We start from the raw sequence: 14,144 nt of genomic DNA, 5'->3' as shown, positions 1-14,144 counted from the left end.
AACAGTATCTTAAACCTCGCTCTATTTGGGCGAGGTTTTTTTATGTAATAATTTTTTCTTTTTATGGTAACATTTTGATCACTTATGACATTGACTTTACTAACTTATTGAATAAAGAGTGGGAGTTGGGCCGTTTTCTAACTTTAATCAAGGACAATTAGTAAATTTTGATCAATTTGCTGTTGGCACTACTACACCTGAGTTTACATATAATCCAAGCGTAGAAGGTACTGAAAATATTGTTGATGATAATGGATTAAATCCCTCAAGATGCTTAATACCAGTTGCTTTAAGATATTCTTTCTAAGACACTTTACAACTAATCATAAAATTTATGTTATCCACATAAATAGAGGTATATCAATCAATTATTTTTAATTTTTTAATTAAACATTTTAACGTTCAACACAATCAGTCCAATTAGAGTAGCAAGCGTTACAGCTGTATGGTCGCGTTGGATTACCACTTTGAACAGAATAACAATATGTTTGACCTCCTCCATCTTGATGACTTCCCGACTCATCATTTTCGTTCCAAAAATAACTCCAATGCCCTGTGTCTTCCCCTGCATTGATTTTTTTAAGTTGCTCTCTTTCTAGTCTTGGAAAACTTAATTCTTTTAATTTTTTCACGATTGATATTTTAAATTTATCCTTACTCTATTTAAAGCTTTTCAGGTTACGCTCTACTATTATAAAGAAAACTAATATTTCCCTAAAGGTTATTTGTTTTAGATGTAATTTAACTATTTTAACATCAGATTATAAGATAAAACATTAATGAAATACTTAAATAAAAATGAAGTCAACGATATTGTTAATTTCTTAACTACTAAATATCCAAATTGTTTAACAGCTATATTAAGTGGTAGTATAATTGATAAAACCAATGATGTAAATTCTGATTTAGATATTATTTTAATTGTTTCAGACAGAAATAGATTGTATAATGAAACTTTAAATCTAAAAAGTTATAAACTTCAAACATTCATTATTCCGCTACAACATCTTTATGAGCGCTTGTACGCAGATTATATAAATGCACGATGTCATTTTATAGGTCTTTTAGCAAAAGGAGTGCACTTATACGGTGATGAAAAATTGACTAATTCAATATGTAAACATTGTGTTTATTTAGAGCAATCTGGACCATTACCTTTATCAGATGAAAACCATTTAAAATCAAGAGTCCTTATTACTCAACTGATTGCTAAAATAGGTAACACAAATGAGAAATGGGAAAACCTCATTTTAGATGCAGGTTTACTTACAAATGAATTAATTGGTTTCAAATTGCACTCAGAAGGTGCTTGGAAAGGAGACGGTAAACATAGAATGAAGTTTATTGGAAATCATAATCCAAAATTCAAGGAGCAATTAACATATGCACTGATTTTTACCTACAACAATAAAGATTATAAATTATTAGTTGACCTGGCTAAAGAAGAAATAAAAGCTAAAGGCGGTCTGGTTGAATTTCATCCTAAAGAAAATATTCAATTAACTGCAAGTGAAGATTTTATTTCACTAAGTATTAAATATCTAGGAAATATTCAGCAAAATAAAAACACTGTTTTAATATTAAATGATTCTTTTATCAAGCTTAAAGCAAATTCAGTTAATAATTTTGAATATTATTTTTACACTACTTTTTTAACAGGTAAAGGATTTAAAACAGAAGATACTTTTTGTGTAATTCACGCTGATAACGAATGGCTCAATAGTTTTTTCATTGATTGGCTGTATGAGCTTAAGAATAAGAAAAATCTTAATAATTTGGTATTTCCAACTTTTATCGACCCAAAATATAAATTTATTGATAAATCATTATATAAAAAAGTATTACCGGTATTTAAAAAATTGAATAGTCAAAACCTTGAAAACAAAGATGGTGTTTTAGATGATGGTACTCAGATTTATTTTGCATTTATGATTTTAAAAGATATTGAGAATATTTTTTACCAAACCAAAAGCGAAGATTTTAATATGCTCCTAATGTTTTTATTTAGAGAAAACTTTATTTTTAGTTACGATATTGATATCCCAGTAAACTCGAAAGAATTATTGATAAAACGAAAAATTACTTTTTTAAAATTTGAAGAAACTTTTAACTCGCAAAAGAATATAATCGAAGAAATATGGAATGAGGAAAGTGACTCACCAATAAAAAATGAATTAGAAGTTGTTTATAACAAATTCCCTGAATTAAAATCCACAATGGACACTTTTCCTTCTTACCTTTTATATCTATCGAATAAAGATTTAGAGAATGAAATAGTTTTGATTAAAGAACTAATTTTACGATGTATGGGGATATTATTAATACAGCCATCATTTGTGTCCTATATAATTTATTCTGCGTTAAGAGTCAGAGAAAAATCATTTGAATGGATTAAGTCCAATTTTGATATAGGTTAATCTTAACAAGCTTTTCAAAGCTATTTTTTCAATTTACTCGCTTCGAACTCTACATTACACGCTTAATATCATTTCCGAGATATATAGCTGCTGGATAAATAGAGTCGTAATTAGGTTTGTAAACATCTGAGCGAATACAAGATAATATTTTCTTTATATTCCGGTAGTAATTCTTAAAGTTTTTATGTGTTATGATCTGAAAATAAGTTATGTTATATTTTCTAACCACACTCTAGGATTGATGTTTTTCATTTTACAGATCCCGAACAAGGAATATAGTATGCTGCATTTTGACCTGTGTTGTGTGATCTACTTTCCACCTATATTGACAAAACGGATAATGTTTACTATTAGATTGTTGTCGAGTATTATACATACATTTTTAAAGATCACTTCCGTTTTTTGGATATTTCTTTGTTAAAAAACTAGTAATATCTCCTTTATCACTTTCCTTTAAATAACACATAAAATTCAAAATTCATTATTTTGTTAAAGTTAAATCAAAAGATATAATCTGTTACTTTAATTTATTTAAATTTAAAGAAATATTTATTAAAACCTATTGTTATGAAAAAAATTAAAGACTTAAAATTCCCGAAATTAGACAGAAAAAAATTAAAGCAAATTAATGCTGGCGATTATATCGATGGCGTTTATGTAGGTGGTGGATTTTATAACGACAATGATGAATCAGGCGGTGGTGGACAACAAAGTTGTTTCGGTTGGAGATGTAGAAACGGAGAGAAAGTATGGAAACAGATTAGCTGTAGCTCGACTTACGTTTTCAATGGATGTGATTAACTTTAATCGATTAGAGTAAATTTATATTTTGTCACTATAAGTAAAAACCTCCCTCTATTTGAGCGAGGTTTTTTTATACATTATGTTTACCTTTGGATAAACTAAACACATCATTATGTACGAAGCTATACAAATCGTTCACTCTTATTGGGCATACCTAGTTGTTCTTGTTGTAACTCTTGCCACTATCAATACACTAATCGGTTTTTTTACTAAAAGAGAGTACGCTCCTAAAGATTTTAGAATATCACTTTTCGGCTTAATTGTTACACATCTTCAATTATTAATAGGTATCATTATATTCTTTATTTCCCCTACTATTGTTTGGTTTACAGAAGGTATTGGAATGGGCGAAATCATGAAAGATCCTTTATTAAGATTATATAACGTAGAGCATCCTACTGTAATGATCTTAACCGTAGTTTTTATTACTATTGGATATTCTAAGCATAAAAAGAAGCTAACCTCTACTCCAAAGTTTAAAATGCTAGCAATATTTTATACAATAGCGTGGCTATTAATGTTATCTAGAATTCCCTGGACGAACTGGTTTTAAGAACCGAAAACTGTTAATACTAGTTTTCTAGAACCTCCATAATTTCGATGTTCGCATAGATAAATTCCTTGCCAAATTCCTAGATTAAGTTTTCCATTGGTAATAGGTATCTGAACAGAAGCACCCATTAATGAAGACTTAATATGCGCCGGCATATCATCAGGACCTTCGTAGGTATGGATGTAATAGGGTGCATCTTCGGGAACCATAGTATTTATATGACTTTCAAAATCTAATCGTACCGTTGGATCAGCGTTCTCATTAATAGTTAAACTAGCGGAAGTATGCTTTATAAACACCTGTAGTTGTCCTATTTCAATCTTACTAACCTCGGGAATTTCGGAAAGCACCTGATCTGTAATCAAATGGAAACCTCTGGAATATGGTTTTAGTTTAATTTCTTTTTGGAAGAATTTCATAAATCAAGATCCGTAATCTGTATTCTTAAAGCACTTATAATTCCAAAAAAAATATAACCTATTTTAATCTCTTTTTCTTTCGCAAAATCGCTGCGCTTTATATATTCAAAAAGTGTGGGAAGTTCCTGCTCAATATTTTCAGGTAAATCATTATCATGCTTTATAGAAGGAAGAACGATGTCTAATTCTAACAACCATTCTTTAAAACCTTCTAAATCTATAAAAATATTTTCTTTCGAGATTTCTTGACAAGTCTTTATCATCAGTATTGCTTTTACAGATTCTATTATTGTTTTTCCAAAACCTTCTTCTTCAAATCTATTAATAATTAAACTCAATACGTGTTTTCTTTCTTTTATATCCGAAGAAAGATACTTCTTAGATATGGTTCCCAAAAATAAATTATACACAGCTAATTGATCTTCTGAAAGAAAAGGTATAATACCATCTAAATCAAGCAATTTATACAGACCTTTATTCTTGTTATTAAAAAACTCCTCTTCAGGTATAAACATAACTATAGATTCTGAAATTAGATTGTCAAACCCAAAATAAAAGGTAATAATGTTACCTGATAAAATTTCTTTTTCTAATGATGGAGAGTAGGTTATTGCTCTATACTTAGTTCTAGTAACCGGAGTAAACTTATTAATATAATATAAGACTAATGAATCTTCGACAGCTTTAAAATCATTAGTTTTTAGAAGTAACTGCGCTTCAAAATCATCAATATACTCTTTGAAAATTTTCCCTCTATAAGATCCACTTGTATGAAAAGGATAAATTAATTTAGAAATGTAATCGAACAAATGGTTTGATAATCTATTATATGCAAAAAAAGATTCTGAAGCATCTTGTTTTCTGGTATCTGTAAAATTAGCGGCTATGTTATGCAAAAAAATATTATTTGCACTATAATTAGGTAAACAAGCTTGGGTAAATATATTATAGGTTTTTTCTATAACATCCACAAAAGAGATACCTATACCCTTTTTATCTCGAATAACAGTCCATTGGTTACTTGAAGAAAATATTTTACTCGCCGTGGGGGAACCGTTAAAAGCAGCTAGAATAAAATTGATAACATCATTATGATCAATAATAGATATATCAAATTTCACCCCCTTGTATTCAGTATGAATTTGAAAGGGATCTCCTTCCGATAAAATAAGAATATCTATATCAGAATCTTTATTACGAACTTCATCAATATTTCGAATATTATGGTTACTTCCCATAAGTATAACAGTGTCTAAATCAACTGTTTTTTTTGATTTCTCAATAACAATTTCTTCAGTAGTATTAATAAGTTCAGAATATACCCTTTCTATCTCCATATAATTTTCTAGTTAAACCATATTAAAACAAAATACGACCTATTCTAGTAGATCGTATTTTATTAATTAGTATATTAAATTGCTAATTTTAACTATCCTTACAATCCCAAAATCCGCCATATTCTGGATAATAAACACAGGATCCTTTAGATGTATAATAGCCCCAACCACTTGTATCACCACCACAGCCAGCTTTGCATTCTTCTAAGGTATTAAATGTACCACCATTAATCGATTTTCTTTCTTCTGATGTAAGTTCTCTACTACCTTGGTTTTTCGCTATTAACGATTCTTTCAAAGATTTTAAATCTTTCATATGTATTTAATTTTAAGAGTTAACAATATTAATGTTATTTTTTCCCTTAAAATTACTATAAACCCAACTACTTATATGATTAACAACTGTTATATTGTTGGTAAAAAATGTTATACTTTGTTAAGTATTTCTTTATTAAAATTTTAACAAGAAAAAGTTTAGTTTCTTAAAGGATATAATCATTCTTTATATTTAATATAAATATTACAATGAGAGTGTAGTCTCTTATTCTAAACTACTATACCTTTGTTACTCAAATTTTGATCAAATGGATTTATCCCAAATAAAACTAGTTGCAACAGACATGGATGGTACGCTTCTCAATTCCAGAGGAGAAGTTAGCCAATCTTTCTATTACCTATTCGATGAACTCAGAGATCTAGGAGTTACTTTTGTTGCTGCAAGCGGAAGACAATACTATAGTATTATACATAAACTAGATACTATCAAAGATGATATTATCGTTATAGCCGAGAATGGCGCCTTGACAATGCATAAGGATCAAGAATTACAAACCACAGAAATTGATCGTAAAACGTATTTAGATTTACTAGATGCTACCAAAGACCTAAAAGGATCGCAAGTAATATTATGTGGCCGCAAAAAAGCATATATCGAAAATTACGGACAGGATTTTATAAATATGCTTAATGAGTTTTATGGTAGATATGAAATCGTAGAGAATTTATCCCAAGTAGTTGATGATCAATATCTAAAAATTGCCATCTGCAATGAAAAAGGTGCAGAAAAATACCTCTATCCATCTCTTAAACACCTAGAAGACAAATTAAAAGTAAAAGTTTCTGGCAAAGTCTGGTTGGATTTATCTCACAACGATGCTAATAAAGGACACGCTCTTAAAAATCTTCAGAAAAACCTTAACATATCACCTGGAGAGACAATGGTATTCGGGGACTATAATAATGACCTAGAAATGATGTCACAAGCTACCTATAGTTTTGCAATGCAAAATGCACATCCTAACGTAAAGGCAGTAGCAAATTATACTACAAAAAGTAATGATGAGAATGGGGTAGAACACATGTTGTCTAAAATGATCGAGGCAAAAAAGAAAGAACTTAGTTAATTCTAAAAACTTTCCTCTAAAATTAATCGACTTCTTAACTCCAAGATTCTAATTATGAAATACAAGCCAAAACAATAGAAATGATAAAAAAGTAAACGTATATCGGTTGCTTTGTAAAAAAATTCTGCATAGCCAGTTGCGTTATATTTATTTGTTAAATTCTGATAAAGAAATCTATTTAGAAATCTATATCAGAATACAAATATATTAAAAACAATCAAAAAAACAACACTTAATCTATAAAAATAGCTTTTTAACTATAATTTATAGATAAAAATATAGGTTTTTTCCTACCCTATTAAATACTTCGCAACCCTAATCGTTTAACTTTAGTACCGCCATAAATGCTTCCTGAGGAATTTCTACATTACCAACCTGACGCATACGCTTTTTACCTTTCTTTTGCTTTTCTAATAACTTACGCTTACGTGAAATATCTCCACCATAACACTTAGCAGTTACATCTTTACGCAATGCTTTTACTGTTTCACGAGCAATAAACTTTGCTCCAATAGCCGCTTGGATTGGAATATCGAATTGCTGACGAGGAATTAACTCCTTTAATTTCTCGCAGATTTTTTTTCCAATACCGTAAGCGTTATCCTTATGTAACAAAGCAGATAAGGCATCTACTATATTCCCATTAAGCAACATATCAACTTTTACAAGTTTCGATTCGCGCATTCCGATTGGTGCATAATCAAAAGAAGCATACCCTTTAGACACTGTTTTAAGTCGATCATAAAAATCAAAAACAATCTCTGCCAATGGCATATCAAAGGTAAGTTCTACACGCTCTGTTGTTAGATATGTTTGATTGGTGATCTCACCTCGTTTCTCGATACACAGTGACATTACAGATCCCACAAAATCTGATTTGGTAATAATGGAAGCCTTAATATAAGGTTCTTCTACGCGATTCATAGAAGATGGGTCTGGTAAATCACTTGGATTATTAACTATGATAATCTCATCTGGATTTTTATTGGTAAATGCGTGATACGAAACATTAGGAACCGTAGTAATTACAGTCATATTAAACTCACGTTCCAGGCGTTCCTGGATGATTTCCATATGTAGCATTCCCAAGAATCCACATCGAAAACCAAATCCTAATGCCGCCGAACTCTCTGGTATAAAAACTAATGAAGCATCATTAAGCTGTAATTTTTCCATAGAAGAACGAAGTTCTTCATAATCCTCCGTGTCTACTGGATAAATACCAGCAAATACCATAGGTTTTACGTCTTCAAACCCTGCAATAGCATTCTGGGTAGGTGTTTTAGCATCAGTAATAGTATCTCCTACCTTTACTTCTCTAGCATCTTTTATACCTGTAATCAAATATCCAACATCTCCCGTCTTAATACTTTTCTTAACCACTTGATTAAGCTTTAGTGTCCCCACTTCATCAGCAGAATAATCTTTTCCGGTAGCAACAAACTTAATTTGCTGTCCTTTTTTGATTTCACCATTCACCACCTTAAAATAGGTTTCTACACCTCTAAAAGAATTATAAACCGAATCAAAAATTAATGCTTGTAATGGTTCATCAGGATTTCCTTCTGGAGGAGGAACTCTTTCTATAATAGCAGCTAGAATTTCTTCAATCCCAATACCTGTTTTAGCACTGGCAGGAATTACCTCTTCGGGGTCGCATCCTAACAAATCCACAATATCATCAGTTACTTCTTCGGGATTTGCACTAGGCAAATCCACTTTATTCAATACCGGAATAATCTCCAGATCATTTTCTAAAGCTAAATATAAATTAGAGATTGTCTGTGCCTGAATACTTTGTGCTGCATCAACTATTAGCAAAGCACCTTCGCAAGCCGCAATAGAACGAGAAACCTCGTATGAGAAATCTACGTGCCCTGGAGTATCAATAAGATTTAGGATATATTCTTCGCCTTTATACGTATATTCCATCTGGATTGCGTGACTCTTAATAGTAATCCCACGCTCCCGCTCCAGATCCATACTATCTAATAATTGTGCCTGAGCTTCACGAGCTGTAACAGATCCTGTGAAATCCAAAAGCCTATCCGCCAATGTACTCTTACCGTGATCAATATGCGCAATAATGCAAAAGTTTCTTATATTTTTCATGCTATCTCTTCAATTAGTTTTTGGGGCGTGACCCATCTTAGGCGGGTCGGGCTTTTCGTTTCAATTCCTCGCACTTCCTTCGTCAGGCTGCGGGATTTCCTCTTCAATCCCTCACGCAGTTTCCACTACTGTAATGACTTGCAAATATAATCGATTTTAAAAGGTTTATATCATCTATCCAAGCATTTTTAGACCTCTTGGTTTTCTAGAACGTGAAGATTCACTATAATTCGTACTTTTGCCACACATTTAATAATAAATAACCTTATAAACAGAGATTGTGGCAAAGATTGGAGACATAGATGTAGGAGAATTTCCATTGTTATTAGCACCTATGGAAGATGTGAGTGATCCCCCTTTTCGTGCATTATGCAAAGAACAAGGAGCTGATGTCGTATATACAGAATTCATATCCAGCGAAGGGTTAATTCGAGATGCTGCAAAAAGTGTAATGAAATTGGATATTTATGAGAAAGAACGTCCAGTAGGAATCCAGATTTTTGGGGCTAACCTTGATTCTATGCTTAAATCTGTAGAAATTGTAGAAGCATCTGGGCCTGATATCATAGATATAAACTTTGGTTGTCCTGTTAAAAAAGTAGTAAGCAAGGGTGCAGGAGCTGGTATCCTTAAGGATATTGACCTTATGGTGTCTCTTACCAAAGCTATGGTAGAACATACCAAATTACCCGTTACTGTAAAAACAAGGTTAGGTTGGGATCATGATTCCATAAAAATTGTAGAAGTTGCAGAACGATTGCAAGATGTAGGAGCAAAAGCGATTGCCATCCATGGTCGAACACGCGCTCAAATGTATAAAGGCAACGCCGATTGGAAACCTATTGCAGCTGTGAAAAACAACCCTAGAATGCATATTCCCGTTTTTGGTAATGGCGATGTCGATAGCCCTGAACGGGCTATGGAAATGCGTGACCAATACGGACTTGATGGAGCTATGATTGGCCGAGCAAGCATAGGATATCCTTGGTTTTTTAAGGAAGTAAAACACTTTTTTGAAACTGGAGAACATTTACCCCCGCCTACTTTAGAAGAAAGAGTTATCGCTGCACGCAGACATCTGGAAATGGCTATTGATTGGAAAGGAGAAAAACTAGGTGTTTTCGAAACTCGTAGACATTACACTAACTACTTTAAAGGCATTCCACACTTTAAAGAATACCGCATGAAAATGGTAACCAGTGATCATTCTATAGATGTTTTTGATACGTTTAATGAAATTCAAGAAAAATTTAGTGGGTTTGAGTTTGTATGATCCATAATCCTACCTTGGTTAAAACCCCACTAATTTCTGATTGATTCTACTGGATGCTAATAACGAAGCTACAATACCAATTACTGTAATGGTTAGGAATACTATGATAAAACTTGCCACAGTAATTTTGGTAGGATAAGGTAAAGAAGGTGTGATCATAAGCAACCCAAACTGTTGTTGACATATAATCAGTATAAAGCCTAAAAGCAACCCTAATAATGCTCCCAAAATGGTCATCAACGATCCTTGAAACAAAAATATTTTTCTAATTTTTGGCAAGGCAGCACCCAGGTTGTACAATGTTTTGATATTGTTCTTTTTATCAATGATCATCATGATAATTGCTCCAGCAACATTAAATAATGCAATAATGGCTATCAATGTGATCACTAGATATGATGCTAAATTTTCAGTATTGAGCATTTTATATAAGGTATCATTAAGCTGTATTCGATTTTTTATAATCACCTGATCCTCAAAAAGAGTTTGTAATTGCTCTTTAATAGTATCTTCATCTGCATCCGAAGATAGTTTTAGTTCTATATTCGTTATAGCATCATCAGGCAATTTTAATAAATCTCTTGCAAGTCCTATAGTAGAAAAAACGTACTTTTTATCTAGATCCTCATTTACCGTATAAATTCCTGTATTAACAACGGCTTTTTTTCTAAATGCTTTAGATGGGTCTTTTGGAATCCCTTTTCCAGGTTTAGGAACGTATATGTTTAAGAAATTGGTGTATATCTGTTCTACCCCCATTCCTAATTCTCTACTAATACCATATCCAGCAACCACCTGCGCATCATTATCGGTCAACCATTCTCCGGCAAACACAATGCTATCAGTTTGAATTACATTTTTATAATTAGCATCAACACCTTTTATAAAACCTGTTTTTTGTTTGTCTTTAAATCCTAGGACTACACGTTCTTCTATAATTTCAGAAAAGCTAACAACCCCTTCTAAACTAGTTAATTTTTCTTTTTGAGCATCTGTAAAAGTAAATGTCTTTCCACTTGATGGAAAAATTTTAAGATCTGGGTCAAAATAAGAAGAAAACTGCAGACTAAAATCTTTTAGCCCTGCGAAACCACATAAAACCAGAAATAGTGCCATGGCACCTATAACCACTCCTGCTGCTGCAATACCTGTAATAATATTGATTGCATTACTGCTACCAGGAGAAAATAAATACCGCTTAGCGATGTAGTATGAAAATTTCAAATCGTTAAATACGAATCTAAATAAATTTAATTTTTTTTGAATAAAGATAAAAGAATAAAGGATTATTATCTCTTTATTCTTTTTCAAACACTGTAAAATTTTACTTCTTCTTGCGGCGCGGTAATAAATCAGGATTTTCTAATGGATTTTCTTTTCCTTTTATCGCCTTGTCTATATTATCTATATATTCTAAAGAATCATCTATAAAATAAGACAATTCTGGCATACGACGAAGCTGGTTTTTAGTCCGCTGAGCTACCTGATGTTTAATCTGTGATTTTACCGCATTTACTTCCGTCAGCACTTTTTCTCCTTCGTTATGAGGAAAAACGCTCATATATACTTTTGCAATCGATAAATCTGTTGTCACACTTACCTTAGTAACAGAAACTAAAATCCCTTGTACTCCCGCTTCACGTAATGCGTGTTGTATTACATCGGCGACATCGCGCTGTAATACTCCACCTATTTTTTTCTGTCTGTTTGTTTCCATGACTGCAAAAATAGGTAATTATGCGATGTATTAATTTCTTTTGTTATAAAATCCTTTACTTATCCCTATTTTGTACTTTTACTTCCTGGTAATAAAAACATCTCATGAAATGAGTCATAGAAATCAGGTTCGCACCTTCCAGAATGATTCATGACGAAATTATATCTGACATTAAAAAAGAATAAAACAAACAGATGAATCATATTAACAAAATAGAACATATCGGAATTGCAGTAAAAGATATTGATCAGGCCAATACATTATATGAGCAACTATTGGGTGTTCCTCCGTACAAACAAGAAATTGTAGAAAGTGAAGCAGTAATTACTTCATTTTTTAAAGTAGGAGATAATAAAATAGAGCTTGTTGCAAGCACTAAAGAAGATGGACCTATAGGAAAATTTATTTCTAAAAAAGGGGAAGGTATCCACCATATCGCTTTTGATGTAGATGATATTGAACAAGAATTAAAAAGATTAGAAAACGAAGGATTTCAATTGATTAATAAAATTCCAAAAAAAGGAGCTGATAATAAGCTTGTTGCATTTATTCATCCTAAAACTACAAATGGTGTTTTAGTAGAGCTTTGTCAAGAGATAAATTAAATCCTAAAAATGTTTGGCGTGTTTATTACAATTACTTAAATTTGCGCTCCGTTTTAGGTCCCATAGCTCAGCTGGTTAGAGCATTTGACTCATAATCAAAGGGTCCTTGGTTCGAGCCCAAGTGGGACCACCGAAAAGCCTTAGTGAAAACTAGGGCTTTTTTTTATAAAATGAAGCTAAACAAATCTCATACGAGAAGCTATTCCTTAGAGAAGAATTTGTAGAAGGGATCTCAAATAGGCCTAAAAATCAAGTAGCAACAACAATAAAACCACCTCCCTTTCTTATCACATCTAATCCGCATGAGTACATACAAAAACAAATTAAACATTGATAACCAACCATTTAAATACTCATTGTTAATAAAACCTGATAAAATAATTTTTTAAATAGAATTCCTCCTATTAAATTTACATCCAGAGATCACTACATTCTGGTATGTTTTTTGGGGAAAGAACATCAGTAATGATAAAGGGAATACAAATCAAAACTTGTAATTATGCAGTATAAAGTAATTGATACTAAAAGCCAACACTTTGGTAAAGTATTAGATTTTAAGTCTTGCGCGGATGTTAAGGATTTAGGTGGCGTAATTTTAAAAATAGACGAAGAAACTTTTTCACTATTTCGATTTAATGAAGTCGAAAAAATAGATACAATTCTAGCTAGCTAAAGAAATTCTTTCATTCGTTTTTTAAGCGTTTATTTAAGCTTAATAATCCAAAAGATTAAACTATTTTTTATTGGTTTACGTACTGATTTATCCTTTCTAAAGAGATGATCACATCATCAATCCATATATTGCGAGTACCTCCGCCGGTTTGATAGTCTACCCAACCTAATAGAACATTTTCCATAATAGGAAACTTCCATTGACCATTAGTACCGTTTGCTACGCATCCTTCTCCACTATCTACTACAGTAATAGATTCTATTAACACATCATCTAACCACAATTGCATGGTATCTTCATTTCCATTAAAATACCATTGTAGTGTAAACCACTTACCTTCTGGTATTTTTGCCTGAGAATGTTTCCAGCAGTCACTTTTTACGCCTTGTGTTTCATAATTAGCCATCAACTTTTTATTATGCTGACCACCATAGCGAATTTCTGAAGAATATAATTCATCAGCTACTTTACCAGAACTTTGGATCATTGTCCAATGGACTCCATCAGGAGAAGCCTCTTCAACATACATTTTTAAACTACCATAATATGCATTATTCTTTAGGGGAAAAATATGATCAATTCCTAAGAAAGCACGATTTTGATAGCCTTCACCAGTAACAAAATGAACTGATTTACTCCCACTAAATGATTTTGTGTCATCAATAATAGCAACCCCTTTACCTGTTTTCTCCCAGGGTTCATTAGGTGTTTCGCCAATCGTATATTTTTCGAAACTATCTTGATAAAGAACGTGATTTGTTTCATCACAAGAAAGAAATGACACGAAAACTATGACCATTAAAAACCTTTTATTCATTTTCTTAGATATTA

16 protein-coding genes and 1 tRNA gene are annotated in these 14,144 nt (G+C 31.9%); 9 read left to right on the top strand and 8 right to left on the bottom strand.

The features are described from left to right. Window positions 1-118: 118 nt before the first annotated feature. On the top strand, window positions 119-307 hold the full coding sequence (locus D1818_RS15475) for a hypothetical protein (protein WP_118459886.1): 189 nt from the start codon (window positions 119-121) through the stop codon (window positions 305-307). 88 nt (window positions 308-395) lie between these two features. On the opposite strand, the gene D1818_RS15470 is transcribed toward D1818_RS15475, so the two are convergent. After that, entirely contained in the window at window positions 396-632 is a 237-nt protein-coding gene (locus tag D1818_RS15470) for a hypothetical protein (protein ID WP_118459885.1), read from the bottom strand. Between the two features lie 147 nt (window positions 633-779). Between D1818_RS15470 and D1818_RS15465 the strand changes: the two genes are divergently transcribed. From D1818_RS15465 to D1818_RS15450, 3 genes are all read left to right on the top strand, one after another. After that, window positions 780-2,417: a hypothetical protein gene (locus D1818_RS15465; RefSeq protein ID WP_118459884.1), complete on the top strand. Its 1,638-nt coding sequence runs from the start codon at window positions 780-782 to the stop codon at window positions 2,415-2,417. 567 nt (window positions 2,418-2,984) lie between these two features. After that, window positions 2,985-3,218 carry a hypothetical protein gene (locus D1818_RS15455; protein ID WP_118459883.1) on the top strand — a complete coding sequence of 78 codons (234 nt, stop codon included), beginning with the start codon at window positions 2,985-2,987 and terminating at the stop codon, window positions 3,216-3,218. Window positions 3,219-3,333: 115 nt separating this feature from the next. Then, the gene (locus D1818_RS15450) at window positions 3,334-3,774 is read left to right on the top strand and encodes a hypothetical protein (RefSeq protein WP_118459882.1); all 441 of its coding nucleotides are present in this window, start codon (window positions 3,334-3,336) and stop codon (window positions 3,772-3,774) included. Here D1818_RS15450 and D1818_RS15445 read toward each other — a convergent pair. The 3 genes from D1818_RS15445 to D1818_RS15435 all read right to left on the bottom strand — a co-directional run bounded on the left by D1818_RS15445 (window position 3,771) and on the right by D1818_RS15435 (window position 5,846). Continuing rightward, window positions 3,771-4,193, bottom strand: coding sequence for a secondary thiamine-phosphate synthase enzyme YjbQ (locus D1818_RS15445; protein ID WP_118459881.1), 423 nt, complete (start codon window positions 4,191-4,193; stop codon window positions 3,771-3,773). The genes D1818_RS15450 and D1818_RS15445 overlap by 4 nt on opposite strands. Further along, window positions 4,190-5,530, bottom strand: a complete 1,341-nt coding sequence (locus D1818_RS15440; RefSeq protein WP_118459880.1) for a hypothetical protein — start codon at window positions 5,528-5,530, stop codon at window positions 4,190-4,192. The genes D1818_RS15445 and D1818_RS15440 overlap by 4 nt, the downstream gene beginning before the upstream one ends. A gap of 88 nt (window positions 5,531-5,618) precedes the next feature. Further along, complete coding sequence (locus D1818_RS15435; protein ID WP_118459879.1) at window positions 5,619-5,846, bottom strand: hypothetical protein; 228 nt, start codon at window positions 5,844-5,846, stop codon at window positions 5,619-5,621. A gap of 268 nt (window positions 5,847-6,114) precedes the next feature. Here D1818_RS15435 and D1818_RS15430 point away from each other — a divergent pair, with 268 nt between their 5' ends. Then, a complete protein-coding gene (locus D1818_RS15430; protein WP_118459878.1) occupies window positions 6,115-6,933 on the top strand; it encodes an HAD family hydrolase in 819 nt (272 codons plus the stop codon). Between the two features lie 315 nt (window positions 6,934-7,248). Here the strand turns inward: D1818_RS15430 and lepA are convergent, their stop codons facing one another. Further along, window positions 7,249-9,045 (bottom strand): translation elongation factor 4, encoded by a 1,797-nt coding sequence (lepA, locus tag D1818_RS15425; protein ID WP_118459877.1) that lies wholly within the window; start codon window positions 9,043-9,045, stop codon window positions 7,249-7,251. Window positions 9,046-9,325: 280 nt separating this feature from the next. Between lepA and dusB the strand changes: the two genes are divergently transcribed. Then, window positions 9,326-10,318 carry a tRNA dihydrouridine synthase DusB gene (gene dusB, locus D1818_RS15420; protein WP_118459876.1) on the top strand — a complete coding sequence of 331 codons (993 nt, stop codon included), beginning with the start codon at window positions 9,326-9,328 and terminating at the stop codon, window positions 10,316-10,318. An 18-nt stretch (window positions 10,319-10,336) separates the two neighbouring features. On the opposite strand, the gene D1818_RS15415 is transcribed toward dusB, so the two are convergent. Together D1818_RS15415 and rbfA are read right to left on the bottom strand one after the other, a co-directional pair. Further along, window positions 10,337-11,542, bottom strand: coding sequence for an FtsX-like permease family protein (locus D1818_RS15415; RefSeq protein ID WP_118463805.1), 1,206 nt, complete (start codon window positions 11,540-11,542; stop codon window positions 10,337-10,339). A gap of 100 nt (window positions 11,543-11,642) precedes the next feature. Beyond that, on the bottom strand, window positions 11,643-12,035 hold the full coding sequence (gene rbfA, locus D1818_RS15410) for a 30S ribosome-binding factor RbfA (protein ID WP_118459875.1): 393 nt from the start codon (window positions 12,033-12,035) through the stop codon (window positions 11,643-11,645). Window positions 12,036-12,238: 203 nt separating this feature from the next. On the opposite strand from rbfA, the gene mce reads away from it, so the two are divergent. The 3 genes from mce (at window position 12,239) to D1818_RS25385 (ending at window position 13,313) form a co-directional block, all read left to right on the top strand. Further along, entirely contained in the window at window positions 12,239-12,640 is a 402-nt protein-coding gene (mce, locus tag D1818_RS15405; RefSeq protein ID WP_199726256.1) for a methylmalonyl-CoA epimerase, read from the top strand. 56 nt (window positions 12,641-12,696) lie between these two features. Then, window positions 12,697-12,770: transfer RNA gene (locus D1818_RS15400), tRNA-Ile, on the top strand. 369 nt (window positions 12,771-13,139) lie between these two features. Next, the gene (locus tag D1818_RS25385; protein ID WP_155839739.1) at window positions 13,140-13,313 is read left to right on the top strand and encodes a hypothetical protein; all 174 of its coding nucleotides are present in this window, start codon (window positions 13,140-13,142) and stop codon (window positions 13,311-13,313) included. 67 nt (window positions 13,314-13,380) lie between these two features. On the opposite strand, the gene D1818_RS15395 is transcribed toward D1818_RS25385, so the two are convergent. Continuing rightward, complete coding sequence (locus D1818_RS15395; RefSeq protein WP_118459873.1) at window positions 13,381-14,130, bottom strand: hypothetical protein; 750 nt, start codon at window positions 14,128-14,130, stop codon at window positions 13,381-13,383. Between the last annotated feature and the right edge of the window lie 14 nt (window positions 14,131-14,144).

Source organism: Aquimarina sp. BL5 (assembly GCF_003443675.1).
GTDB lineage: Bacteria > Bacteroidota > Bacteroidia > Flavobacteriales > Flavobacteriaceae > Aquimarina.
This window is presented reverse-complemented; position numbering and strand designations above follow the sequence as displayed.

Excerpts from the sequence above, each read along its gene's own strand:
- D1818_RS15465 (WP_118459884.1), top strand. The coding sequence starts at position 780 with ATGAAATACTTAAATAAAAATGAAGTCAACGATATTGTTAATTTCTTA.
- D1818_RS15455 (WP_118459883.1), top strand. The coding sequence starts at position 2,985 with ATGAAAAAAATTAAAGACTTAAAATTCCCGAAATTAGACAGAAAAAAA.
- D1818_RS15450 (WP_118459882.1), top strand. The coding sequence starts at position 3,334 with ATGTACGAAGCTATACAAATCGTTCACTCTTATTGGGCATACCTAGTT.
- D1818_RS15445 (WP_118459881.1), bottom strand. The coding sequence starts at position 4,193 with ATGAAATTCTTCCAAAAAGAAATTAAACTAAAACCATATTCCAGAGGT.
- D1818_RS15440 (WP_118459880.1), bottom strand. The coding sequence starts at position 5,530 with ATGGAGATAGAAAGGGTATATTCTGAACTTATTAATACTACTGAAGAA.
- D1818_RS15435 (WP_118459879.1), bottom strand. The coding sequence starts at position 5,846 with ATGAAAGATTTAAAATCTTTGAAAGAATCGTTAATAGCGAAAAACCAA.
- D1818_RS15430 (WP_118459878.1), top strand. The coding sequence starts at position 6,115 with ATGGATTTATCCCAAATAAAACTAGTTGCAACAGACATGGATGGTACG.
- lepA (WP_118459877.1), bottom strand. The coding sequence starts at position 9,045 with ATGAAAAATATAAGAAACTTTTGCATTATTGCGCATATTGATCACGGT.
- rbfA (WP_118459875.1), bottom strand. The coding sequence starts at position 12,035 with ATGGAAACAAACAGACAGAAAAAAATAGGTGGAGTATTACAGCGCGAT.
- D1818_RS25385 (WP_155839739.1), top strand. The coding sequence starts at position 13,140 with ATGCAGTATAAAGTAATTGATACTAAAAGCCAACACTTTGGTAAAGTA.
- D1818_RS15395 (WP_118459873.1), bottom strand. The coding sequence starts at position 14,130 with ATGAATAAAAGGTTTTTAATGGTCATAGTTTTCGTGTCATTTCTTTCT.